We start from the raw sequence: 23144 nt of genomic DNA on the forward strand, positions 1-23144 counted from the left end.
GTTACGGTTCGGCTCCTCTCGGTTATATACATGATCCATATTCGGGGGATACAAGTTTCTTTAGATCTCTCAAGTTCTCTGTTAGTTCAGTACATGATTCCAAATTAGACATCATTCCTTGCACGATGGCTCTTCGGGGGTGGGTTACAAGGATTTCCTTCTCTAAAATAATAAGGGACTCCAGAGTGTCCTCCAGCTGCCGTGGATCCATAGTTGTGGTAATACTGAGCTTCTGCTTCATTTCCTTGATGAGCTGCAGCGGATTTTTACGCAGACAACCTTCGCCATCTTCCATCCAACTGGTAATTATAGGATCAGGGATAAGAGGTTGGGGCTTTCCGGCAAGCAGACCGGCTGCAACGATATCCACTAAATTCACGAGATGTTCTGCCATCCGGGTAGTAGATACAGGATTATCCGGTTGAAAAATAACGCGCACATACGAGCTGATCATCCCGTGAACCAGCAGTATTAAATCCCCGGTGTATGGAAGGACTTCTTTGCCGTACAACGTTTCTAGCTTAGCCTGAAACCATTGCATAACAGGAATACTGCTTTTGCGCATCCATTCCGGCACATCTTTTTGACCACTTCCCGCAAAGTCCTGAATTTGCCGCTGCAAGAACTCCCGAAGCTCGTATACATGGTCTAGTAGAATTTCGATTTGTTTCTGCAGTTTCTCCTGAGGGCTTGTGAAAATTTCCTCTTCTGTCTGCAACAGGGGATCGCGGATCATCTGGAAGCAATATATGTAAATGCTGCGCACCAGCTCTTCCTTTGATTTGAACACTAAATACAAGCTGCCTTTGGAAATGCCGCATAGTTCAGCAATCTCTTGCATGGAGGTAGCTATGGATCCTTTGACAGCAAACAGCTGCATAGCCGTTTTAATAATCTTCTCTTTTTTATCAACGCTGATGTCGGCCATTACGTTCTGGACTCCTTTCTGACTTGCTGGTTCTTATTTTGACTACCCAGTCAAAACTGATTATATTATAAAGGCTTATGGATTTCAAATTTCCGAAAAAAGAGGATGCAGTTTTGATATTATTCCTTTTGGGTAGGATTCAGGTAGGAAGAATGAACAACTTCATGTAATATATAATTGTGTCAATTCCGTGATGCTTGTTATAGAAAAGAAGGTAGGTTGTCTATGAGAAGAGGATTACAGACTATAGTCATCATTTTGGCATTATTAGCATTTTATTATTTTGGCTTCGGTATATTCGGTAGTACAGGCGGAACCATCATCAGTATTTTTTCAACATTGACCGTCATTTCCATTAGTTTGGCTATATTCATGGAGAATCGTAATCCATCTACCACGATGGCTTGGATCTTATTGCTTGCGCTTATCCCGGTTGTAGGGTTGGTCTTTTATTTCTTATTCGGACAAAACGTATTTAAGCGTCGTAAATATGATAAAAAAGCTCAGCTTGACCAAATGGCCTATGAGCGAATTGAGAATGACATCTTCCGCATGAATCAGGATTGGTCCATCTTTGACCCTTCCCGCCAGAAACTGCTTGGACTAGCCCAACGTCTGGCTCGAACACCCATATCCTTTGCCTCAGAGACGCGTATTCTGACCAATGGGGAAGAAACGTTCGGGACGCTGCTGTTGGAGCTGCGGCAGGCGGAGCACCATATTCATATGGAGTATTATATTTTTCGCTCCGATCATATCGGCACGCGAATTCAGCAAATCTTGATCAAGAAAGCCCGTGAGGGCGTTATGGTAAGATTTATGTATGATGCGGTAGGCAGCCTTGGATTGTCCAAGTCCTTTGTGAAGGAAATGACGGATGCCGGCGTGCTGGTGGCTGCATACGGGAAGTCTACGTCCTTCTTTTCAAGCCGCGTGAATTACCGGAATCACCGCAAAATCGTCGTTATTGACGGGGACGTGGGTTTTATGGGCGGGCTGAATGTAGGGGATGAATATTTAAGCCGGAACAAGACTTACGGATTTTGGCGGGATACGCACATGTTGATCAGAGGTGAGGCGGTCCGGACGATGCAGATCATCTTCCTTCAGGACTGGATGCATACCACAGGCGAGAAAATCATGGAACAGGATTATCTTTCGCCGAAGCTGCGTTATGTAGCGGGGGATGGAGCTGTGCAGATTATTGCCAGCGGACCGGATAATGAGCGCCGTTCACTCAAAAACATTTTCTTCTCCATGATCACCTCAGCGAAGAAGTCTGTATGGATTGCCAGCCCTTATTTCATACCCGATGAGGATATTCTTACAGCGATCCGGGTAGCAGCCATGTCCGGGCTGGATGTGCGCTTGTTATTTCCGGCCAAACCGGACAAATGGCTGCCGTTCCTGGCTTCGCACTCTTATTTTCCAGCGTTGCTGGATTCGGGAGTGAAAATTTTTGAATATGAAAAAGGATTTATCCATTCCAAGCTCCTGATTGTAGATGGAGAGATTGCCACAATCGGTACTGCTAATATGGACATGAGAAGCTTCCATCTGAATTTCGAAGTGAATGCGCTGCTGCTGCAGACGGACAGCGTCAAACGAATCGTGGCCGATTTTGAACGGGATCTATTGTCTACCCGGCAGATTGTGGAGGAGACCTTTATGGACAAACGCCTGCATGAGCGGCTCTTGGAATCAGCCGCCCGGTTAATGTCCCCGTTGCTGTAAGTCACCCAGTAGCTATATAGACTGAACTAAATAACAACCTCGGGGTGGTAGTAACGAAAGGGAATTTTGGAACTGGAAGAGCGTCAGCGACCGCCTTTGTCTCCGGATTTCATCCGCGGATAGCGGTACAAATCAAAGAAATCTGGAGACAACAGCGGCTGGAAGTCCAAACATTCACTGTAGTAACTACCAAACTCCCAACGAGTAAGTCTTTAGTACAATCTACATCGTCTAAAATGTGGTGAATCCTAATAACTTTTGTGCCTGGAATATAATATATTTCAGCCGAGTAATCTCACCCTGATAGTCATCGAGTGGCAGGCTGAATTCAGCCCCCTCATTATTCCATATCCGGTTGAAATAGCCTTCTAATTCTCCGTAGAGCGGCTGCTCGGAATTCATGGATACCCATAGGTTGTTCTCCAGGTTGTAATTATCCAGATTGCGTGCAGTAAAGTTACTGGAACCGCTAAGTACGGTGGAGTCCCCCTCTTTTTTGGAGATAAAGAGAAGCTTGGGGTGGTATTGTTCCTTGGTGGTGTTGTACCAGCGAATAGCGATCTTGCCATCGGAGCGCCGATTCAAATCCATGGCTACCGGCCGGTTCGGGATGCCGATCTTATCACGGCCAAACGCGTTTTGATTAGGATCAAGCAGCAGCCGCACCTCGGCGCCGCGTTCTGATGCTTCCACTAGCGCCTGGATAATCGAATCATCAGCCAAATAAAACATGCCTAACCATACGGTATCTCCCTGCGCTGCAGCCTTAATATTCTGCAGCGCATATTTGTATACTTTACCTTCAGTCAAATAGCGTACCTGCAGCCCGCCTACGGATTCTGAAGGCTTACGCTCACTCTCTTCTTCGAAACGAGGCTCTTTACTCAACAGCGGGCCGGCGTTCGAAAGATCCGCTGCCGCTTGTTCTGTCCGCAGGATATCGGCAAGAATCGGACCTTGAACCTCTAGGGCGACGTTGGAGTTATAGGCACTGGCATCATGTATATTGCCGGAAGAGATTAGTGCTGACTTTTCGCTAAGGACCACTTTTCGGTGATTTGCTTTCACATTTAGCAGCTTGAGGTATGAGCGGGCCGTAATGTCGGGTCCGTCATTAGCCATCAGATTGGGTATCCAGCCTTTCCCTGACTGTCCAAACCATTGGATAAAGGTACGCCATACAGCTGAATAGGCAGGAGTAGAATCCCGCAGACTATTTACATCAGTTAGAATAACGCGGACTCCCGCTGCCTTCAATTGTTCTAGTAGAGGGTTGGGAGCTGAATTGTAATTGGTGTTAACCTCATCGGTAATAAAGACAATATCCATATCAGGGTAAGCTAGCTTTTGAGCAAGAATCTTATAAGTAAGCGCCTGACTCACAGGTGGGAATTGTTGATCACGATGGGTATAGTCATTAAAAAGGAATAGGTCGATCACAAGAAACTGCCGCGATTCTTCTATAATCTCCAGCATTCGGGGCAATATCTGAGCCTCCTGCTTCCCTAAGGCACTACCATCCGGATAAGTTAAATCCTGCAGGAAGGTGACGTGGTTAACGTTGTACACCGGACTTTCGTAGGAAATCCCCGGCGGCAAGGGTTTGTGAGTCTGGTACACCATTACACCGGTGAGCCAGAATGCTAGAAAAATGGTTGCTCGTAATACCCAGACGCGCAGACGGGAAGGAGCCCTATGATTTTGGCGTACAATGGATTTGGATGAGGCCTGATGGTCTGAGTTCATGGAGTTCCTCCTGTACGAGTTATGGAGTACTGTTACCAGTATCCTACCCACTTATTAACTCCCGGAAGCAAATAGTGAAGCATATCTATTGTGCTGTAACCTAAATTAGAGTTGGATGACATAATACATAAGCTTATGTATAATGAGTGTAAATGATTTGTATAAGGTTTATACATTCAAATATAAGCAGCAGCAACAAGCGAAAGTGAGTGAGGTGAAACGTGTACTCCATTAAACAGGTCGTCGAAATGCTGGATATCCCTTCAGTTACACTGAGAGCCTGGGAGAACAGGTATAAAGCTGTAACTCCTGAACGGACCGAATCGGGCTACAGGCTGTACAGCCAAGATAATATCGAGGATCTGCGCTGGCTGAAAAACCAGACCGAGCAACAGGGAATAAGTATTTCGCACGCCGTTCGATTGTTGAAGGCCCGGAAGGAAAAGGAATTGAAGGAGAGTGTTTCTTCCATTAGCGGAAGTCCTCAAGATGCCTTCGAGAAAATGAAACGTCAAATATACAATACGCTGTATGAATTCCAAGGAGAGCGGGCAAATGCGTTAATCGATTTCGGGTTCTCTTTGTACGGATATGATTCGATGTTTCATCAGGTCCTCATTCCGGTTTTGATCGAGGTAGGGACAGCGTGGGAAGAAGGTACAGCTACTGTAGCGCAGGAGCATTATATGACCCACATGATTTCCAATCGCATCTATCAGTTCTTTCATGTCTTTCCTGTATATTCACAGCTGCCGAAGGTATTGGCTTTTTGTCCGGCGGGCGAGCAACATCAAGTCGGGCTGCTGCTGTTTTCACTTTTTTTGCGCAAGAACGGAGTGGAGGTCGTTTACCTCGGAGCCAATACACCAGAGGAAGGGATTCTGTCGATGCTGGAACAGCAGCACAGTATTCGGGTGATTTGCCTTTCGGTTACTGATAAAGGGCTGATCCCATACTGCGAAGGACTGATTCAGCGGCTGAAAGAGGCTTTTCCTGGAATGGAATGTATTGCGGGGGGCAAGGGCTACGAAGCTTCTCCCGATTCCGCGGGTCCAGACTTTGTCATGAATGAGCCTTCAGAGCATTGGCAGGTCTGGTTCGATAACGTGTTTACGGGCTTAAAAAGCAGAGCCTAAGCGGATAAAGTAAATTAAAAAATGTTACAACATACAACCTTCGTGATCACCTTCGAGTGATGCGGAGGTTTTTTTGTATAAGGTTATTTACATAAACACATAAAAAATGTATGATGTCTGTATCGACCTTGTATAAGGTTTAAAGATTTTTGTATAAGCTGATAGACCGAGGTGAGGTAAGGAGGAATGAACTTGGGTAGTAGAAAAGATGCTGCAAAGGTGGCTGTTGTAGGAGCAGGGCCTGGAGGCCTGGCCGCTGCTATGCTGCTGGCTGCAGAAGGATATGATGTCGAGGTTTATGAGAAGCAGGCGGTTGTCGGAGGACGTTCAGGTCAGCTTGAGCTTGGAAAGTACCGGTTTGACCGGGGAGCTACATTTTTAATGATGCCGCATCTATTAGAGGAGCTGTTTACTTCTGCAGGTCGCTCTTTAGAGGACTATATTACTTTAAAAGAGCTTGATCCACTGTATTCTCTGCATTTTGGTGATACCGTGTTTACCCCTTCGACGGATCAGGATCGCACCGCGGCCGAGATCGAGAAGCTGTTTCCCGGGAACGGAAACGGCTACCGGCGTTTCATGGACGATGAGGCGGCTAAATTTGACAGAGTGATGCCGCTGTTGCAGCGCCCTTTTCAATCCGTAGGGGATTATGTCAAAAAAGATGTGCTGCGTGCGTTGCCCAAGCTGCATGCCACAGATACCGTATACAATAGGCTGTCCAAGTATTTTAATGACGAACGTCTTCGATATGCCTTTACCTTTCAAGCGAAATATTTAGGAATGTCCCCTTGGGAATGTCCGGGTACGTTTACGATTCTCTCCTATTTGGAGCACAGATACGGATTGTATCACCCGATAGGCGGAGTCAACCAGATCTTTCAGGCAATGGCAAAGGTGATCTCTGAGCATGGTGGGGTTGTGCATACCTCTTGTGGTGTGAAGCGAGTCCTAGTCCATAATGGTCATACTACTGGGCTGCTGCTGGAGAACGGTGAAAAGGTTGAGGCCGATTATGTAATTATTGGTGCGGACTTCGGTTCAGTAATGACCCAACTGTTCGAGCCTGATGTGTTGAAACGGTATACGCCGGAAAAAGTCGACCGTAAACGGTACTCCTGCTCAACTGCGATGCTGTATCTGGGCGTAGACGGGGCCGTTGACTTGGCTCATCACTCCGTTCACTTTGCAGAGGATTACCGGCTTAATGTAGATGAAATAACCCGTCTGGGCACGTTGTCGGCAGACGCCTCTATGTATATTCATAATCCTTCTGTCATTGATCCAACGCTTGCCCCTCCGGGGAAATCCTCTATATACATGTTAATGCCTGTTCCCAACCTGAAAGCGGATATCGATTGGGATCAGGTAGGCCCCAGTGTACAGGAAGAAATGTTGGAGCGGCTGCAGCACACAGCGGGAATAGATAATTTAACACAGCGGATAGAGGAGAGCTTGTTCTTCTCCCCATTAGACTGGCGCGATCAGCTGAATGTGTATAACGGCGCAACGTTTAATTTGGCCCACAATTTGGGTCAGATGATGTATCTCCGTCCCCACAACACCTTTCAGGAGGTTAAGGGTATTTGGTTAGTTGGTGGGGGTACGCATCCCGGCAGTGGTTTGCCGACGATATTTGAATCCGCGAAGATCAGCGCCCGACTGCTTACCGAGCATGATCGTGCTGCCCGTTCTCGAATGATCGCAGCCGGAATTACATGGAAAGGAGCGACGCTATGAGCCGGGTTGCCATTGTGGGCAGCGGAATCGGGGGTCTGACGGCTGCGTTGCTACTTAGTAAACAGGGACAAGAGGTTACTGTGTTCGAGCGTGCTTCGCAGGTTGGTGGGCGAGTAGCCTTTGAAGAGAATGGGCCCTATCGGATAGATCGGGGGCCGACCATTGTTCTCCTACCTGAGATGCTGCTGAGTACTCTGGAGGAAGGCGGACTGCCTGCCGGAAGCATAGAGTTGCTCCGCTGTAACCCCCTCTACCGTGTCCATTTCAAGAGCGGACGGACGTTGACTAAAGTAGACGGAGTTCAGGAGCAGGCAGCGGAAATCGAGAAATCTTTCCCCGGTGAGGGTGAGGGATTTATACGATTTATGAAGGATATGTCGGGTTTGTTTCCGCTGGGCAAGGCGGCTTTTCTGGAGCGGGATTTCAAGAACCGTAAAGCGTTCTTCAGCCTAAAGAACCTATCGCTGATGGCTCGCCTGCAAGCCTTTAAAAGTCTGAGATCCGCGGTGGGGCAGTACTTCCATAGTGAGGAATTGAAGGACGCCTATTCACTGCAAAGTCTATACATTGGTGGAGCTCCCTTCCGTACACCAGGCATTTATACCATGCTTCCCTATGCGGAGCAGGCCTTCGGAATCTGGATGCTAAAGGGCGGATATGGAGAGCTCCCAAGATTGATGGTGAAGGAGCTGGAGCGTCGCGGCGTCCGAATTCAGACTCGTACGGAAGTTGAGTCCATACTCGTGAGCGGCGGACGCTGCCGTGGAGTTTTTGTTAAAGGGGAAGAACTTCCGTTTGATGCGGTACTGTATAACGGAGATTTCCCTCACCTGGAAGGCTTACTGCCGCAAGGGGTGCTCAAGAAAGGACTCACCCTGCGGGCCGCTCTGCATCAAAAACCTTCTCCGAGCGGGACTACTCAGAAGGAGGAGAAGAATCAATCTAGAGTGAAATTTAAGCCATCCTCAGGTTGTCTGCTCATCTATATAGGAGCTAATAAAAGATGGGACGACTCGCTTACCCATCAGTTTTTTTTGCCGGATAGTCTGAATGACAGCCTTAAGGATCTGTTTGATCATCACTCCATTCCCGATAAGCCTTCTTATTATGTTTTTAACCCGGTTGCATTGGATGACAGCGCGGCCCCCGCAGGGGAGAGTGTATTGTATTTTCTTATACCTGTTCCTAACAAGGGTTTGATCGACTGGGATGCTGTCGCAAATCCACTTGCTGACAAAGTGCTTGCAGACGCAGAAGCCCGTGGTTTTCCAGGTCTTGCGGGCAGTACAATATGGCGGAAAGTACGCACCCCGGTAGATGCGGAGAGAGAGGGCATGTACGGTGGAGGAAGCTTTGGTATCGCACCGGTGCTATCCCAATCCGGTGTATTCCGACCTCAACCGAAGCCATACAACATTGGTGGGTTATATGCTGCCGGTGCTTCAGTTCATCCAGGTGGCGGAGTACCGATTGTCATGCAGGGAGCAAGGCTGGCAGTTCATGAACTAATGAAGGAGATGCGTACACATGATAGAACAGACGTTGTTGAAATGTGAGGAAATGATCCAAAGAGGATCATCTTCGTTTTATAAGGCATTTGCCGGTCTGCCTAGCCCTCGTCGGGAAGCCGTTCATGTCATTTATGCTTTTTGCCGCATGATCGACGATAGCGTAGATGAACCGGAGGAGTCACCCTACAGTATTTTTGAACTTCGTAGTCATTTTCAGAATTTGGACCACGCGGAAGGACACTTTATATGGCCTGCTCTTCGTTGGTTGTTCGAGAACTTCCCACAATCCAGCAAGGACCAGTTCATGCTGCAAATGCAAGGGCAGGTAAGGGATCTATCCTTTACCCATTACGAAACGATGGACCAGTTGGAGTCCTATTGTTACCTCGTTGCCGGTACTGTCGGAGAGATGCTCCTACCTGTTCTGAGAGACGACAGCAATGAAGAAGCGCAGTCCGCAGGTATAGCCCTAGGGATGGGGATGCAGATTGTGAATATCATTCGGGATGTAGGGGAGGATCTGACAAGGGGGAGGAGATATCTACCGCTTGAGGTTATGGAGAAGCATGGGTATACCCAGCAGGAGCTGGAACGAAACGTAGTTAATGACAGATTCATTGCTGTTTTACAGGAATTAAAGGGGGCTGCACTGGACTGGTTTAAGGAAGGTCTGGATAATGTTCATACCTATCCGCCGGAAAGCGGTATGGCTGTTGAGCTGGCAGCGGCTTTTTATGCAGGAATTCTGGATGATGTGGCTGCCAGCGGCTATGATGTATTCCGCAGACGTGCCTATGTTAGTGATGAAGCGAAACTCCTGATGTTTCGAAGAACGGCTGCTCGCTATCCTTCCCCCTTTGGCGGCAAGGGTGCTGCGGCGGTACATTAATGATCAGGGTCTTGTTCTGGGGATGGTATTTTATAGGCGCACTGTTATTGATCATATTTAGCCTTCCGGAAAGTCTGCAATTTTCCAATGGATTATTTCTTGTATTTTATGCTGTATATGCTATGAAATTGATTAAGGACGGTCTTGAGCTGCATATTATGTCCGACCAGTCAGTCATTATCTCGAGTCACGCCCCCCTGGGGTTGTCTGCTGTCCTAGTATGGACGGGCGGAATGAGCGTTGAATGGATCGGTGTCCATTCCGGAAGACTGTTCGGCGTTTATGAATATTCGGATATATTAGGGCCGCTGCTGTTCGGTGTACCTGTCACGTTGGGTTTTGCTTGGATTGCAGTTGTAAGCAGTGCTGTTCTTATCAGTCGTGAATTTGGCCTTTCTGGACATTTACTGTCTTTAGCTCGGGCACTTCAGGTCGGATTGTGGACGGTGATCATGGATTTGGTGCTCGATCCCGTGGCCCATGCCAAAGGTTACTGGCATTGGAGTGCCGGGGGCGGATTATATGGTGTCCCATGGCAAAATTTCATTGGATGGTTCATCGTAGGAGCGATCCTGTCTTTGTTATTCTGGGGTGTTAAAGTAACCCGGTCTGCCGCACGCCGCGGAACACGATTATATCAGGCGATTCTAATTTTGTTCGGATTGCTGGGTCTGCGCGAGGGATTGCCAATATGTACGGTTATCGCCGCTCTGGGCGCCATATTGGCGGAAGGGAGCCTGCGTAATGCTAGAAGCCACCAAACACAGAAGCTTTGATAAGCTGTTCTATCGCTATAATTCTCTGTATTTGATTCGCAGACATTTCCGGTATTTCGGGGCTGCAGGTGAGTTGAAGCCTAAGTCCGCAGAGGGACGGCCGCTGCTGTACATTATGAACCACAGTTCCTGGTGGGATGGACTGTTGGCATATCACGCAGCGCGCACCCTTACGAATAGTGAACATTATTTCATGATGGAGGAGGAACAGCTTAGTAAGTATATGTTTTTCCGCAAGCTTGGAGTTTATTCGATTAATCGTAGCCGTACGGGAGATATCAGTGCGTCCTTACGTTATACGGCAAGGGTACTGCGTGAGGGCGGAAGCGTATGGATGTATCCCGAAGGTGAAATCCAACCTCTGGAGCATCGTCCTTTGACGCTCAAGCCGGGGGTTGCCCTTGTACTGCGTCTTTGCCCGGAAGCTGTCGTTGTGCCGGTAACACTGTATCACGGCTTGTTCAGGCATTCCAAGCCGGAGGCTACGCTGCTTGCAGGCGATCCGCTTATTCATTCTTGGAAAGAGATGGACCGAGGCAGCATCGCAAAGTTATTGCAATGTGCTCTTGGAGAACAAGTGAATGTTCATCGCGAAATGATGGTTAATAACGGGGGATATATACCGGAGCCTTTTCTTCCATTAATCAAGCAGGGGAAATCTACGAATGAGTGGTTTGATGCTCTGCTGGGGAGGGGAAAACCATAATTTTACTTCTGCAGTTAATTGCCGCAGGTCTCCTTCTTCAACTGCTATTTGTCCTCTGGAATTCAGCCAAACTGCCGAAGCTGGGTGAGGTGCAGACGAATCCGCCGATTCCTGCAAGTTCTGCTAACCAAGGAACAACTCCATATTTGTCAGTGCTGATTCCAGCACGGGATGAGGCCAATAATATTGTCCCATGTCTCTCCTCTGTGCTGGCTTGCAGCAGTGAGGGATGGGACTTCGAGGTTCTGGTTCTGGATGATCGCTCCAATGATCAGACTGGAGAACTTGCATCCGCCACCGGTGATCACCGTGTCCATGTACTGGCTGGCCGAGAGCTGCCGCAGGGCTGGTTGGGGAAGTCCCATGCTTGTGCCCAACTGGCGCAAGCAGCCAAAGGTCAATGGCTACTATTCCTGGATGCCGATATCCGACTTCGGCCGAAGGCACTTGCGGCAGCGTTAATTACTGCTGCTGATCAGCAAAGCGGGTTGGTTACCGGTTTCCCCTGCCAGCAGACTGGAACTTGGCTTGAGAAGCTGATTGTACCTTTAATGAACTTCTCTATTCTCTGTCATTTGCCCATTCCTTTGGTTCGGGATAGCTTGGATTCCCGTTTTGTTGCCGCACACGGAGGGTTTATGCTGATTCATCGGGATAGCTATACCCGCTGCGGAGGCCATGTTGGCATTCGTTCCGAGCTGGTGGATGATATGGCCTTGGCTCGTGCAGTTAAACGTTCGGGAGACCCAGTGTCCCTAGTGAATATAGTGGATCATACAGTAATGAGAATGTATCATAACGCAGGAGAAGTCTGGAATGGCTATCGTAAGAACATTTATGACGGGCTGGGGCGGCGTCCCCTATTGCTGTTATCTTTATTAATTATCTATTCAATGTTATATGTACTTCCCTTGACGCTATTCATTTCCGCCTCTCTTACGGGTCAGGGGACAGCGGCGGCTTGGGCTATGTTTGCTGTCTTAGTTGGCATAGGTATCAAACGTATCAGTGACGCGTCTGGTAAACAGGAGGTCTGGTTATGTGTTCTGATCCCTGCAAGCATAATCTGCCTAATCGCAATAGCCATTAGTTCTTGGTGGGGCAGTCTTCCGGGACAAGGCTATGAATGGAAAGGGAGGCATTACCGATGAAATCAAAGGCTGTTATTATCGGAGCAGGGTTTGGCGGATTGTCTTGTGCAGTTACTCTTGCGTCAAAAGGGTGGGATGTTACGGTGCTGGAACGCCAGCATCACCCTGGGGGTAAGCTTCAACGTATTGTATCCGGCGGTTATTCTTTTGACCGGGGACCCAGTACGATTACCATGCCCCATGTTTTCCGTACACTTTATGAGATGGCCGGTGTCTCTATGGAGGATTATGTCCAGCTTTATGAGCTGGAGCCTCGGACACGTAATATTTTCTCTGACGGCATCCGCGTCGATTTGTCCCGAAACACTGAATTTATGAGAGATCAAATCGCCGCCTACAGCATTTCCGATGCCGCCCGATATACGGACTTCATGACAGAATCCGCTGTACTGTATCGCCTAAGCGAGAAACAATTCCTGAATAGACTTATGCTCTCCTGGCGTGACAAGATTTCACCAACTCTCGTACGTGATCTCCTTCGCGTACGACCATTCCTCAGCCTGCACTCCCTCCTGTCACGTTATTTCAGTCACCCTCACACCCTTGCTATGTTTGGACGTTATGCGACCTATGTGGGATCCTCCCCCTATACTTCTCCTTCTATATTTGCCATGCTTGGCCACTTGGAGAGCGAAGAGGGGGTATATGGTGTTCAAGGCGGTACATACAAACTGGTGGAGGGGCTTGTGACTCTGGCTAAACAACTGGATGTGCAGATTATAACGGACACCCAGGTAAACGAGATCTCCGTTGTGAACGGGTCGGTACAGGGGGTGGATACGGCAAAAGGGTTCTATCCGGCTAAAACGGTTATTGCCGGAGGTGATGTGCTTAGCATTAACCGGATGCTGCTACCCGAACATCTTCGTCCCGGCATGAGCGATCGCCATATTGCCCAATATGAGCCGTCCCTATCCGGTTTTGTTACACTCGCAGGTGTTCCGCAACAGTATGATGCGCTCCTGCATCATACTGTTTTTTTCCCGGAGCAGTATGAAGCTGAATTCACAGATATTTTTGAACGGAAGCGATCTCCGCAGCATCCCGCCATTTACATCTGCCATTCGGGGTACTCGGAGCCCGATATGGCTCCGAAGGGTGGAAGTAACTTATTCATTTTAGCTAACGCGCCGTATATCAATGACAGCTGCGATTGGCGTAAAGAATCCAATTCTTATGGACGCAACATCTCCTCAACACTTGCAGGATATGGAATTACGGGTATAAATAAAGCCGATGTCATGCAGCATTACACGCCGCAGGACATCGCAGAGGATACCCTTTCACATAAGGGAGCTATTTATGGAATTTCCTCGAACTCGGTTAGGCAGACATTTTTCAGACCCGGCAACCGTTCCAAAGATGTAAAAGGGCTTTGGTATGTGGGTGGCACTACACATCCCGGAGGAGGGACGCCTGTCGTATCTCTATCGGGAAGACTTGTAGGAGAGTATATTGCAAGTCATACTTAATAAAGCTTGACAATATCCTCTTATTGTAAATTCGTGCACGGGGATGTGTTATAATGAATAGTATTGTGAAAAGGAACAGTATGCTGAAGGGACAAGGTCTATCAGACATCTGTGAAATAGAGGGACGTGAACGGGAGGAAGACATCATGAATCATACGCCACAGGATGCCGTAACGCAGAAGGACAAGGGAAGGTCTGATGCGGATCGTGGCGGAGAATCGCAGACAGAAGAAGGTTCTAACCCCATGTCCCTGCTTCCGTCATCGAGAACGGGAGAACGGAAAATCGAGCATGTCCGACTGTGCCTGAACGAGGAAGTGGGGGGGAGCGGCATTACGACCGGGTTTGAACACTATCGATTTCGGCATAATGCTCTCCCTGAGCTTAATTTCGAGGACATTTCACTGCGTACTGTTTTTCTGGAACGCCAGTTGCGTACCCCATTCCTGATCAGTTCCATGACGGGAGGAAGTGCAGCTACTGGTGCGATAAATGCCAGACTGGCGGAGGCTGCGGAGCGCCGCGGCTGGGCACTGGGAGTAGGCTCAGTCCGAGCCGCGGTGGAGCGTTCGGAGCTGGCTTTCTCCTTCCATGTTCGTGACAAGGCACCCGGGATTCCGATCATTGCCAATATCGGAGCTGTGCAGTTGTCTTACGGATTCGGGATAGAAGAATGCCGCCGTGCTGTGGAGATTGCCGGAGCGGACTTTTTGGTCCTTCACCTAAACGGACTTCAGGAAGTATTCCAACCGGAAGGTAACACTGGATTTGCTGCTCTGCTGCCGCAGATTGAGAGGGTATGCCGGATGCTTGAAGTCCCTGTCGGCATCAAAGAGGTTGGCTGGGGAATTGACGGTGATACTGCAGCCCGTTTGTATAATGCAGGAGTAGCCTTTATCGATGTGGCGGGAGCGGGCGGAACCTCGTGGAGCCAAGTTGAGAAGTTCCGCAACTCGGACCCTATCCGCCGTGCTGCTGCTGAAGCTTTCGCGGATTGGGGTATCCCTACCGCTGATTGCATCACTGAGGTTAGAACGGCTTTGCCACAGGTTGCTCTCATTGGCAGCGGCGGATTAAAGAACGGCGTTGACGCCGCGAAGGCGTTAGCCCTCGGAGCAGATTTGGCCGGCTTCGGGCGAAGTCTGCTCGGTCCGGCTGTTGAATCGGAAGAGGCACTCGATCGTGCGTTGGCTCAAGTCGAGCTTGAACTGCGGACAGCTATGTTCGGCATCGGGGCTTCTGATTTCAAGGCTTTGCGGGGGACTCCGCGATTGATTCGACGTTAGACGGCAAGACTAGAATACAGAAGTAGGGAAGTGCTAATCATAATGATCAAACTGGTTCATATGGACGAATCAACCTATCAATTCTTTTTAAGTCAATCCATTCGTGATTATGCACAAGATAAGGTAAAGGCCGGAGCATGGGATGCTAAGAACGCCATTAAGCAATCCGAGGAAGAGATGACGCGCTTTCTGCCAAAGGGCCTGCATACGGAAGGTGCTTATTTATATTCAATAGTAGAGGCAGCGAGCGAGACCCAAGCCGGCTATATCTGGTTCAATGTTACCGAGGGCAGAAGCGGATTGGAAGCATTCATCTATGACTTTTATGTATTCGAACCCTTTCAGGGTAAAGGATATGGCAAGCAGGCCATGTTGGCGCTTGATGAAGAGGCTCGGGCGATGAAGATTACGAAGATCGGACTGCATGTCTTCGGACAGAACAACCGTGCTTACGAACTTTACAAAAAGATGGGTTATATTACAACTGACATTACAATGTCTAAGGAGCTGTAATAATCCTGACGTGTGGCCCATGCGATACTCTAGAGCGGCCTTTCTGGACGCTCTTTTTTGGTTTCTTATTGCGTATTCGGCCTTTATCTAGAATGCCAACGTGCTTACAACTCAGCGAGGGGACTGTTACGAACTATCGAACCTGCTGCTATGTGCGGACGCGTTATACTGCATTATTGAATTGTAGTTGTACAATGTGCAACTAAAGCAAAAGAAGCTCCTCTAAATGGCGTTCTAGGTGTACTCAATACAACTAAAACACGGATATATTGCGGGATCAGCGGTTTGGGGCATAAATAAGTGTAAGGAATACAACTAAAGTCACAGAGAGGCCGTTTACGCTTCGAATAGTTGTAAAACCTACAATTAAACTTACAACCGCTTGACATCCGGTGTTGCTGGACCCTAGCTTCTAATATATAATGGGTTAGATCGCGTGGTTTTTCGGATGATCAATTAACTGAAAATAGGAGTTGTCATATAAATGGCTTTGAAAGCTGGTATTGTCGGACTTCCCAACGTAGGGAAATCCACATTGTTTAACGCAATTACGCAAGCGGGAGCAGAAGCTGCGAACTATCCTTTTTGTACTATTGACCCTAACGTAGGTGTTGTAGAAGTTCCGGACGAACGTCTGGACAAATTGACAGAACTGGTACAACCGAACAAAACCGTACCCACTGCTTTTGAATTTGTCGATATTGCCGGGCTTGTGCGCGGTGCTAGTAAAGGCGAAGGTCTGGGAAATAAATTTCTGGCTCACATTCGAGAAGTTGATGCGATTGTACATGTTGTGCGCTGCTTCGAAGACGAGAACGTTACGCATGTTGATGGTAAGGTAAACCCGGTCAGCGATATTCAGACGATTAATCTGGAGCTCATCCTTGCTGATTTGGAAAGCGTAGAGAAACGAATCGATCGATCCCGCAAAAATATCAAGGGCGGCGACAAGAAATACGCCCAAGAGGTAGAATTGCTGGAACGCATCAAGGAATCCCTATACAATGATATGCCTGTGCGCAGTGTGGAGTTGTCTGAGGATGAACGTATTATCGTACGTGATCTTCACTTGCTGACTTTGAAGCCGGTGCTGTACGCGGCCAATGTAGGTGAGGATGAAGTGGCGACTGCGGAAGACAATCCTTATGTACAGCAGGTGCGTAAATTTGCCGCTGAAGAGAATTCCGAAGTGGTGCCGATCAGTGCGAAAGTAGAAGCTGAAATTGCTGAACTAGAAGGCGAAGATAAAGCGATGTTCCTGGAAGAGCTTGGACTGCAGGAATCCGGTCTGAACCGTCTGATCAAAGCGGCTTATAAGCTGCTTGGACTATATACGTATTTTACCGCAGGTGTACAAGAGGTTCGTGCTTGGACCATCCGCCGCGGAACCAAAGCACCTGGAGCAGCCGGTGTCATTCATACGGACTTCGAACGTGGATTCATCCGTGCGGAAGTTGTAGCTTACGCGGATCTGGTTGCCGCAGGTTCCATGAACGGTGCCAAAGAACGGGGTCAGCTTCGTTTGGAAGGTAAAGAATATTTGGTGCAGGACGGCGACGTGATGCATTTCCGTTTCAACGTTTAAGCTGTAATATAGAATCTAAATACATCGGGATCCTCCGCGAAGGTAGACTTATCTACTGAAGGAAGGTCCCGTTTTTGCTTTTCTTATATGGTTAATTTGACAAGATGCGGCGGAAAGTGTAGCCATTTCACTAAGTTGGTGCTATAATATAAAGTCGTGTATCCATGTTAATTGTAATGTGGTTTTGACCCTTTTTTAAAATATTAGAAAGTATAAGTTTTCAGTATACTTTGCTTATATTTCTACGAGAAACAGATACCTGAAAGCGATACAGAGTATCGCTGCTTCGGAAGCGTAGGCTCCCGTAGAGGACGCAAAGCCGTTTCTTCTTGTTAAGTTAAATTGAATCAGGAGAGGTGAATTCCCTTGTTGTTGGACCGATTGCAAGCCCTGGCGGACCGCTATGAGAAACTCAGTGAACTGCTTTGTGACCCGGACGTTGCAAACGACAGTAAGAAATTGAGGGACTATTCTAAAGAACAATCCGATTTGCAGCCCGCCTTCGAGGCGTATGCCGAATATAAAAATGTTATGGAAGAACTCGAAGCTGCGAAAATGATGCAGGGCGAGAAGCTTGACGATGAAATGAAGGAAATGGTCAAGATGGAAATTGACGACCTATCTGGTCGCCAAGTAGAGCTGGAAGAGAGAATTCGTATGCTTCTGCTGCCTAAAGACCCTAATGATGATAAGAATGTAATTGTAGAAATCCGCGGAGCTGCTGGTGGAGATGAAGCAGCATTGTTCGCATCGGATTTGTACCGTATGTACACACGTTATGCAGATACACAAGGCTGGCGAGTGGAACTTATGGATGTGAATGCCAATGACCTAGGCGGATTCAAAGAGGTAATCTTCCTCATTAATGGCCGTGGCGCATATAGCAAAATGAAATTCGAAAGCGGTGCACATCGTGTGCAACGTATTCCTACGACCGAATCAGGCGGACGGATTCATACATCTACTTCAACGGTATCCGTGATGCCGGAAGCGGAAGAATTTGAAATTGAAATTCACGATAGAGATATTCGTGTAGATACATTCTGTTCGAGTGGTGCAGGCGGCCAGTCCGTTAATACGACTAAATCCGCTGTACGCGTAACGCATATACCTACTGGAATCATGGCTACTTGTCAGGATGGTAAATCACAGAACTCCAATAAAGAAAAGGCACTGCAAGTTCTGCGCGCTCGTATCTCGGATCTGAAACGCCAAGAGGAAGAAGCGAAATATGCCGGAGAACGTAAGAGCAAAGTGGGTACGGGTGACCGTAGTGAGCGTATTCGTACGTACAATTTCCCGCAAAGCCGCGTAACCGATCATCGTATTGGTCTAACGCTTCACCGTCTGGAGCAGATTATGAACGGGGATATTACGGAAATCATTTCAGCTTTGTCGATTGCAGAACAAACCGAATTGATGGAAAAAGGAGAATAATGCTTTGAAATATGACGCTTTTGTCATGTCGGAAGTGCAAAGCATCCGGGAAGCCTTTGCGGAGGCTTCTTCTTTTTTGAGCCAGTGCGGATGCAACGAACCGCAGCGCAGCGCCCAATTACTGCTCGAGCATGCGCTTGGCTTGTCCGGGGCGGCTTATTACATGGCATTTGCCGATCCCTTTCCGGCGGAGCTGCGCTCCGCTTGGGAGGAATCGGTTACCCGCCGCGGCACGGGAGAACCCGTGCAGTATATTATAGGGGAACAGGAATTTTACGGGCGGAGCTTTGAAGTGACGCCCGATGTGCTTATTCCCCGGCCCGAAACGGAGCTGCTCGTTGAGGCGGTCTTGAAGTACGGCGCGGAGCTATGGCCGGATGGACGGGCCTGCGGTCAGGCCGCGGATGATACTCCAGCCGCGCGCTCACTGACCGCTGTGGACATCGGCGCCGGCAGCGGCGCGATCTCCGTCACGCTGGCTGCCGAAGCGCCGGCGTGGCGGGTCTCCGCCGGCGACATCTCGCCGGCGGCACTGGCCGTAGCCGCGCGCAATGCCTTGCGCCACGGCGCGGCTGTGGATTTCCGGCTCGGCGACCTGCTCGAGCCGTTTGCGGGTATGGAGACGGATATCCTCGTCTCCAACCCGCCGTACATTCCCGGCGGTGACATCGCCGGGTTGCAGCGCGAGGTGCGCGAGCATGAGCCGCGCACGGCACTGGACGGCGGCGAGGACGGGCTGGACCCGTACCGCCGCATGATGGAGCAGCTCACGCTGCTCCCGGCTCCGCCGCGGCTGGTCGGCTTCGAGCTCGGCCTCGGCCAGGCGGAGCAGGTAGCCGGCCTGCTTGCGGCGGCCGGTCACTGGAGTGAGATCGTTACGATTAACGATCTCGCTGGAATTCCACGGCATGTGCTTGGAATATCACGCTAATTCTTACAGAATCAGTGGAATTGTATTCTTGCTTCCCCTTCCCTTACAATGAAAACAACGGCTTTAGGTACAAATATGTGCCGAAAAGGCCAATACAGAGAGCAAGGAGGCAGAGCATGCTCCAAAAAATTAAAAAAGTAGACGGCGTGATTGTCGTTATTCTCGTATTGTTAATGGCCGTCAGCATCTTTGCCATTTATAGTGTTACTCATGGCAGGGACAAGCTGGACGGCTTCCAGATTCGGATGATCAAGTTTTATGTGCTCGGATTTGTTGCCTTTCTGGGATTGACCTTTGTCGACTACCGCATCCTAGTGAAATACGGCTTATATGCCTATATATCAGGTGTTGCCTTGCTGATCCTTGTCAGCTTTATCGGAACAGAACAAAACGGGGCCCAGGGCTGGATAAAATTCGGTTCCATTGGTCTTCAGCCCGCAGAATTGTTTAAGCTGGTTCTGATTCTTTTCTTGGCGGCGGTCCTTTATCGTAAAAATAAACATAAGTTGTCCTTTTGGGGTGACATAATACCGCTGGGGTTAATCACTCTACTACCCTTTTTGGTGGTCATTTCTCAGAATGACTTGGGTAACGCGTTATCCTACATTGTGATTCTAATTGGGCTACTATGGATTGGGAACATTAAATTTTCGCATGCGCTTATCGGCTTGCTGGTCATGGCGAGTGCGGCTACTGCTGGAATTATGAGCTATATTCATTTTCATGATGACATTAAGACGTTTCTTACAGATATCAACCGATCTCACTGGATAGAGCGCTTTGATCCATGGCTTGTACCGGATAAGGCCACTGCCAAAGCCAGCTATCATACTAAAAATGCTAAACTGGCTATTGCTTCAGGAGGGATGAGCGGGGAAGGTTATATGGAGGGTACTTCCGTGCAAACGGATCGAGTGCCATACACTTACTCTGACTCTATCTTTGTGCAGATTGCCGAAGAGTTCGGCTTTGTCGGATCGGCGGCGGTGCTGCTGCTGTATTTTATATTGATTCACCGAATGATTCTAATTGCCCTTGAATGCAGGGATCGAAGTGGGCCTTTTTTGATCGTCGGCGTTGTCGCGATGATGCTTTATCAAATCTTTGAGAATATCGGCGCATTTATTGGCCTGATGCCGTTAACGGGAATCACTTTACCCTTCATCAGTTACGGAGGGACCTCGCTGCTTATTAATATGGCCAGCATCGGCCTGGTGATGAGCGTCAAGCTTCATGGTCAAGAGGTGGAAGAGGACCTTCCTAAGAAGTCTGTTTACTCGGCTCCAGGCAAGCAGATGTAACTTATGACCCATATTTGAATCTAAAACCGTCAGACAATCCATAGGGTTGCACTGGCGGTTTTTTTTGCACAAATAAGAAACTACTTTCCTTGGCAGGTATTTATTGTATTCCCGTCTTCCAATCATTTACAATAGAACTACAGCTCACCCGTGCGATGATTTGCATGCAAGCTAGTCGAGGTCAAGGAGACACATAACCATGCTTGAGAAGATCAAAAAAGTGGATGGGGTTATCGTGGTAATCCTTGTTTTACTTATGGCAGTGAGTATTACCTCTATTTATAGTGTGACTGCTGGAACGGAGTTAAACGGTTCTCATATTCAAATGTTGAAATATTATGGATTGGGCTTTATCGCTTTTATTGGATTGTCGTTCGTAGATTATAGGCTGCTATTAAAAAATGCATTTTATATCTATATGTTTGGAATAGGATTATTGGTGCTGGTCAGCTTTACCGAAAGTAAAAACGGCGCCAAGGGCTGGTTGGAATTGCCCGTGGTTCATCTGAGTCTTCAACCTGCGGAGCTATTCAAGCTCATATTAATTCTTTTATTAGCCTCACTGCTGATTTGGAAAAACAAAGATAAGCTTACCTTTTGGCGGGATATTGTCCCCCTTACCTTAATTACACTTGTTCCCTTTGGGATCGTAATTTTACAAAATGATCTGGGTAACGCCTTGAGCTATGCTGTTATTTTGATGGGAGTGCTGTGGATCGGCAATATTAAGTTTTCGCATGCCTTAATCGGATTGGTGCTTATCGGAGGTTCTGCTTTTGCGGGAATCACCAGCTATATTCAATATCATGATCAGGCAGTTAGCTTCTTAGAGGATAAGATCGGCCGTGATCATTTGGTGAAACGCTTTGATCCGTGGCTGGTTCCTGAATTGGCCTCAAAGGATGCCAGCTACCATACTAAAAATGCCCAACTGGCTATTGCTTCAGGTGGAATGGTCGGAGAGGGATATATGGAAGGAACGTCCGTACAGGCTGGCAAAGTTCCTTATACATATTCGGATGCTATCTTTGTGCAGATTGCCGAGGAATTTGGGTTTCTGGGTTCTGCGGGAGTGCTGCTACTATTTTTTATCCTAATCCATCGGATGGTTCTAATTGCGCTAGAGTGCAAGCAGCGAGGAGGGCCCTTTATTATTGTGGGGGTTGTGGCTATGCTGCTGTACCAGATCCTTGAAAATATCGGTGCCTTTATCGGTCTGATGCCGCTGACAGGTATTACTTTGCCTTTTATAAGTTTCGGCGGTACGTCTATATTAATCAATATGTCCAGTATGGGTATCGTCATGAGCGTTCATTTGTACGGAGGGGAAGAAGAGGATGATTTACCGGTGTACCCTCGCTATTCACCTCCTCCCAAACTTCTCTAATTTCAAAATTTAATAGATTGCTAGGTTTGCAGTCTCTCTCTCCCGGGCATACTACTCACATGAGAGTGTTGAGGGAGAGGGGTTATTCAGATGAACTTTGAGGAACGTAGTGTAGGGGATTCCCTGCGTGTAACTGTAAAGTATACTGCCATTTTAATTTGTTTTTTTATGATTCTTATGATGGCCTGGGAAGGGCAAAAGACAGATGCTGCCGTTGCGGAGGTTTCGATTCCGCAGGAATCCATCCGGTTGCGTATTTTGGCAAATTCTGACGGTGCACAGGACCAATTAGTTAAACGTCAAATTCGTAATGCTGTTGTAGAACAGATGAATCAATGGGTATCTGAATTGGAGGATCCACAAAGCCTGGAGCAGGCGCGTACTCTAATTAGAGGGCATTTGCCTGAATTAAACGCACTCGTGGGTACGGAGTTGAAATCGCGTGGTATAAATTATTCCTACAACGTTGAGCTTGGAGTGGTTCCTTTTCCAACTAAAATGTACGGTGGCACCGTCTACCCAGCGGGTGATTATGAGGCTGTAAGAGTTACCTTAGGGGCAGGAAAAGGGCAAAATTGGTGGTGCGTGCTGTTTCCGCCGCTATGCTTTATTGATGCCGGTTCAGGAGATGCAGCTGCTGCGAAGGATAGCAAGAAGGTTTCCGCATCGGCCTCTGAAGGGTCGAATGGAAAATCGGTCGCAGGGAAGGTAGTCAAAACGGGAGGGGCGGTCAGTGATGCAGACGCTCAAACGTCTGAGGAGCCTGAGGTGCGCTTCTTCGTCTGGGAGCTGCTGCAAAAAATCGGGAGATGGTTCAGCAGTTTATGGGGATAAATGAATGCCTTATCCTCTGAAAAGGCATGTTGTTTTGACCCTTTCTATGATACTATTTCAGAAGCGGATTAACGCGGCTCC

At 48.2% G+C, this 23144-nt stretch carries 19 protein-coding genes; 17 read left to right on the forward strand and 2 right to left on the reverse strand.

The genetic code is table 11. The features are described 5' to 3' along the window. Positions 1–22 precede the first annotated feature (22 nt). Positions 23–928, reverse strand: coding sequence for a TetR/AcrR family transcriptional regulator (locus PWYN_RS13655; protein WP_036652505.1), 906 nt, complete (start codon positions 926–928; stop codon positions 23–25). A gap of 225 nt (positions 929–1153) precedes the next feature. Here PWYN_RS13655 and cls point away from each other — a divergent pair, with 225 nt between their 5' ends. Continuing rightward, entirely contained in the window at positions 1154–2662 is a 1509-nt protein-coding gene (cls, locus tag PWYN_RS13660; protein WP_036652508.1) for a cardiolipin synthase, read from the forward strand. A 231-nt stretch (positions 2663–2893) separates the two neighbouring features. On the opposite strand, the gene PWYN_RS13665 is transcribed toward cls, so the two are convergent. Continuing rightward, complete coding sequence (locus tag PWYN_RS13665) at positions 2894–4408, reverse strand: phospholipase D family protein (RefSeq protein ID WP_157261155.1); 1515 nt, start codon at positions 4406–4408, stop codon at positions 2894–2896. A gap of 221 nt (positions 4409–4629) precedes the next feature. On the opposite strand from PWYN_RS13665, the gene PWYN_RS13670 reads away from it, so the two are divergent. From PWYN_RS13670 to spoIIR, 16 genes are all read left to right on the forward strand, one after another. Then, positions 4630–5544, forward strand: a complete 915-nt coding sequence (locus tag PWYN_RS13670; RefSeq protein WP_036652509.1) for a MerR family transcriptional regulator — start codon at positions 4630–4632, stop codon at positions 5542–5544. 261 nt (positions 5545–5805) lie between these two features. Further along, on the forward strand, positions 5806–7284 hold the full coding sequence (locus PWYN_RS13675) for a phytoene desaturase family protein (protein ID WP_240479775.1): 1479 nt from the start codon (positions 5806–5808) through the stop codon (positions 7282–7284). Further along, positions 7281–8840: a phytoene desaturase family protein gene (locus PWYN_RS13680; RefSeq protein ID WP_036652514.1), complete on the forward strand. Its 1560-nt coding sequence runs from the start codon at positions 7281–7283 to the stop codon at positions 8838–8840. Before PWYN_RS13675 ends, PWYN_RS13680 begins: the two co-directional genes overlap by 4 nt. Further along, entirely contained in the window at positions 8812–9684 is an 873-nt protein-coding gene (locus PWYN_RS13685; RefSeq protein ID WP_036652517.1) for a phytoene/squalene synthase family protein, read from the forward strand. Before PWYN_RS13680 ends, PWYN_RS13685 begins: the two co-directional genes overlap by 29 nt. Further along, the gene (locus PWYN_RS13690; RefSeq protein WP_036652520.1) at positions 9684–10460 is read left to right on the forward strand and encodes a carotenoid biosynthesis protein; all 777 of its coding nucleotides are present in this window, start codon (positions 9684–9686) and stop codon (positions 10458–10460) included. The genes PWYN_RS13685 and PWYN_RS13690 overlap by 1 nt, the downstream gene beginning before the upstream one ends. Then, positions 10429–11166: a lysophospholipid acyltransferase family protein gene (locus PWYN_RS13695; protein ID WP_036652522.1), complete on the forward strand. Its 738-nt coding sequence runs from the start codon at positions 10429–10431 to the stop codon at positions 11164–11166. The genes PWYN_RS13690 and PWYN_RS13695 overlap by 32 nt, the downstream gene beginning before the upstream one ends. An 89-nt stretch (positions 11167–11255) precedes the next feature. Then, a complete protein-coding gene (locus PWYN_RS13700) occupies positions 11256–12317 on the forward strand; it encodes a glycosyltransferase family 2 protein (protein ID WP_240479736.1) in 1062 nt (353 codons plus the stop codon). Beyond that, positions 12314–13789: a phytoene desaturase family protein gene (locus tag PWYN_RS13705; RefSeq protein WP_084146712.1), complete on the forward strand. Its 1476-nt coding sequence runs from the start codon at positions 12314–12316 to the stop codon at positions 13787–13789. The genes PWYN_RS13700 and PWYN_RS13705 overlap by 4 nt, the downstream gene beginning before the upstream one ends. A gap of 245 nt (positions 13790–14034) precedes the next feature. Continuing rightward, positions 14035–15075 (forward strand): type 2 isopentenyl-diphosphate Delta-isomerase, encoded by a 1041-nt coding sequence (gene fni / locus PWYN_RS13710; protein WP_052088012.1) that lies wholly within the window; start codon positions 14035–14037, stop codon positions 15073–15075. A 42-nt stretch (positions 15076–15117) separates the two neighbouring features. Continuing rightward, on the forward strand, positions 15118–15588 hold the full coding sequence (locus tag PWYN_RS13715) for a GNAT family N-acetyltransferase (protein WP_036652527.1): 471 nt from the start codon (positions 15118–15120) through the stop codon (positions 15586–15588). Between the two features lie 484 nt (positions 15589–16072). Beyond that, positions 16073–17173 carry a redox-regulated ATPase YchF gene (ychF, locus tag PWYN_RS13720; protein WP_036652529.1) on the forward strand — a complete coding sequence of 367 codons (1101 nt, stop codon included), beginning with the start codon at positions 16073–16075 and terminating at the stop codon, positions 17171–17173. 369 nt (positions 17174–17542) lie between these two features. Then, positions 17543–18610 carry a peptide chain release factor 1 gene (gene prfA / locus PWYN_RS13725; RefSeq protein ID WP_036653853.1) on the forward strand — a complete coding sequence of 356 codons (1068 nt, stop codon included), beginning with the start codon at positions 17543–17545 and terminating at the stop codon, positions 18608–18610. Positions 18611–18635: 25 nt separating this feature from the next. Beyond that, positions 18636–19541 (forward strand): peptide chain release factor N(5)-glutamine methyltransferase, encoded by a 906-nt coding sequence (gene prmC, locus PWYN_RS13730; protein WP_205622766.1) that lies wholly within the window; start codon positions 18636–18638, stop codon positions 19539–19541. Between the two features lie 116 nt (positions 19542–19657). Beyond that, positions 19658–20842, forward strand: a complete 1185-nt coding sequence (locus tag PWYN_RS13735) for an FtsW/RodA/SpoVE family cell cycle protein (RefSeq protein WP_036652534.1) — start codon at positions 19658–19660, stop codon at positions 20840–20842. 199 nt (positions 20843–21041) lie between these two features. Continuing rightward, positions 21042–22229 carry an FtsW/RodA/SpoVE family cell cycle protein gene (locus PWYN_RS13740; RefSeq protein ID WP_036652536.1) on the forward strand — a complete coding sequence of 396 codons (1188 nt, stop codon included), beginning with the start codon at positions 21042–21044 and terminating at the stop codon, positions 22227–22229. Between the two features lie 90 nt (positions 22230–22319). Then, positions 22320–23063: a stage II sporulation protein R gene (spoIIR, locus tag PWYN_RS13745; protein ID WP_420805748.1), complete on the forward strand. Its 744-nt coding sequence runs from the start codon at positions 22320–22322 to the stop codon at positions 23061–23063. Positions 23064–23144 lie beyond the last annotated feature (81 nt).

This window comes from Paenibacillus wynnii (assembly GCF_000757885.1).
GTDB lineage: Bacteria > Bacillota > Bacilli > Paenibacillales > Paenibacillaceae > Paenibacillus_AQ > Paenibacillus_AQ wynnii.

Bases quoted from the DNA above. Each gene is read 5' to 3' on its own strand.
- PWYN_RS13695 (WP_036652522.1), top strand. From the start codon at position 10,429: ATGCTAGAAGCCACCAAACACAGAAGCTTTGATAAGCTGTTCTATCGC.
- PWYN_RS13705 (WP_084146712.1), top strand. From the start codon at position 12,314: ATGAAATCAAAGGCTGTTATTATCGGAGCAGGGTTTGGCGGATTGTCT.
- spoIIR (WP_420805748.1), top strand. From the start codon at position 22,320: ATGAACTTTGAGGAACGTAGTGTAGGGGATTCCCTGCGTGTAACTGTA.
- PWYN_RS13740 (WP_036652536.1), top strand. From the start codon at position 21,042: ATGCTTGAGAAGATCAAAAAAGTGGATGGGGTTATCGTGGTAATCCTT.
- PWYN_RS13685 (WP_036652517.1), top strand. From the start codon at position 8,812: ATGATAGAACAGACGTTGTTGAAATGTGAGGAAATGATCCAAAGAGGA.
- fni (WP_052088012.1), top strand. From the start codon at position 14,035: ATGTCCCTGCTTCCGTCATCGAGAACGGGAGAACGGAAAATCGAGCAT.
- PWYN_RS13655 (WP_036652505.1), bottom strand. From the start codon at position 928: ATGGCCGACATCAGCGTTGATAAAAAAGAGAAGATTATTAAAACGGCT.
- PWYN_RS13715 (WP_036652527.1), top strand. From the start codon at position 15,118: ATGATCAAACTGGTTCATATGGACGAATCAACCTATCAATTCTTTTTA.
- PWYN_RS13675 (WP_240479775.1), top strand. From the start codon at position 5,806: ATGCTGCTGGCTGCAGAAGGATATGATGTCGAGGTTTATGAGAAGCAG.
- PWYN_RS13690 (WP_036652520.1), top strand. From the start codon at position 9,684: ATGATCAGGGTCTTGTTCTGGGGATGGTATTTTATAGGCGCACTGTTA.
- ychF (WP_036652529.1), top strand. From the start codon at position 16,073: ATGGCTTTGAAAGCTGGTATTGTCGGACTTCCCAACGTAGGGAAATCC.
- PWYN_RS13735 (WP_036652534.1), top strand. From the start codon at position 19,658: ATGCTCCAAAAAATTAAAAAAGTAGACGGCGTGATTGTCGTTATTCTC.
- PWYN_RS13665 (WP_157261155.1), bottom strand. From the start codon at position 4,408: ATGAACTCAGACCATCAGGCCTCATCCAAATCCATTGTACGCCAAAAT.
- PWYN_RS13680 (WP_036652514.1), top strand. From the start codon at position 7,281: ATGAGCCGGGTTGCCATTGTGGGCAGCGGAATCGGGGGTCTGACGGCT.
- cls (WP_036652508.1), top strand. From the start codon at position 1,154: ATGAGAAGAGGATTACAGACTATAGTCATCATTTTGGCATTATTAGCA.
- prmC (WP_205622766.1), top strand. From the start codon at position 18,636: ATGTCGGAAGTGCAAAGCATCCGGGAAGCCTTTGCGGAGGCTTCTTCT.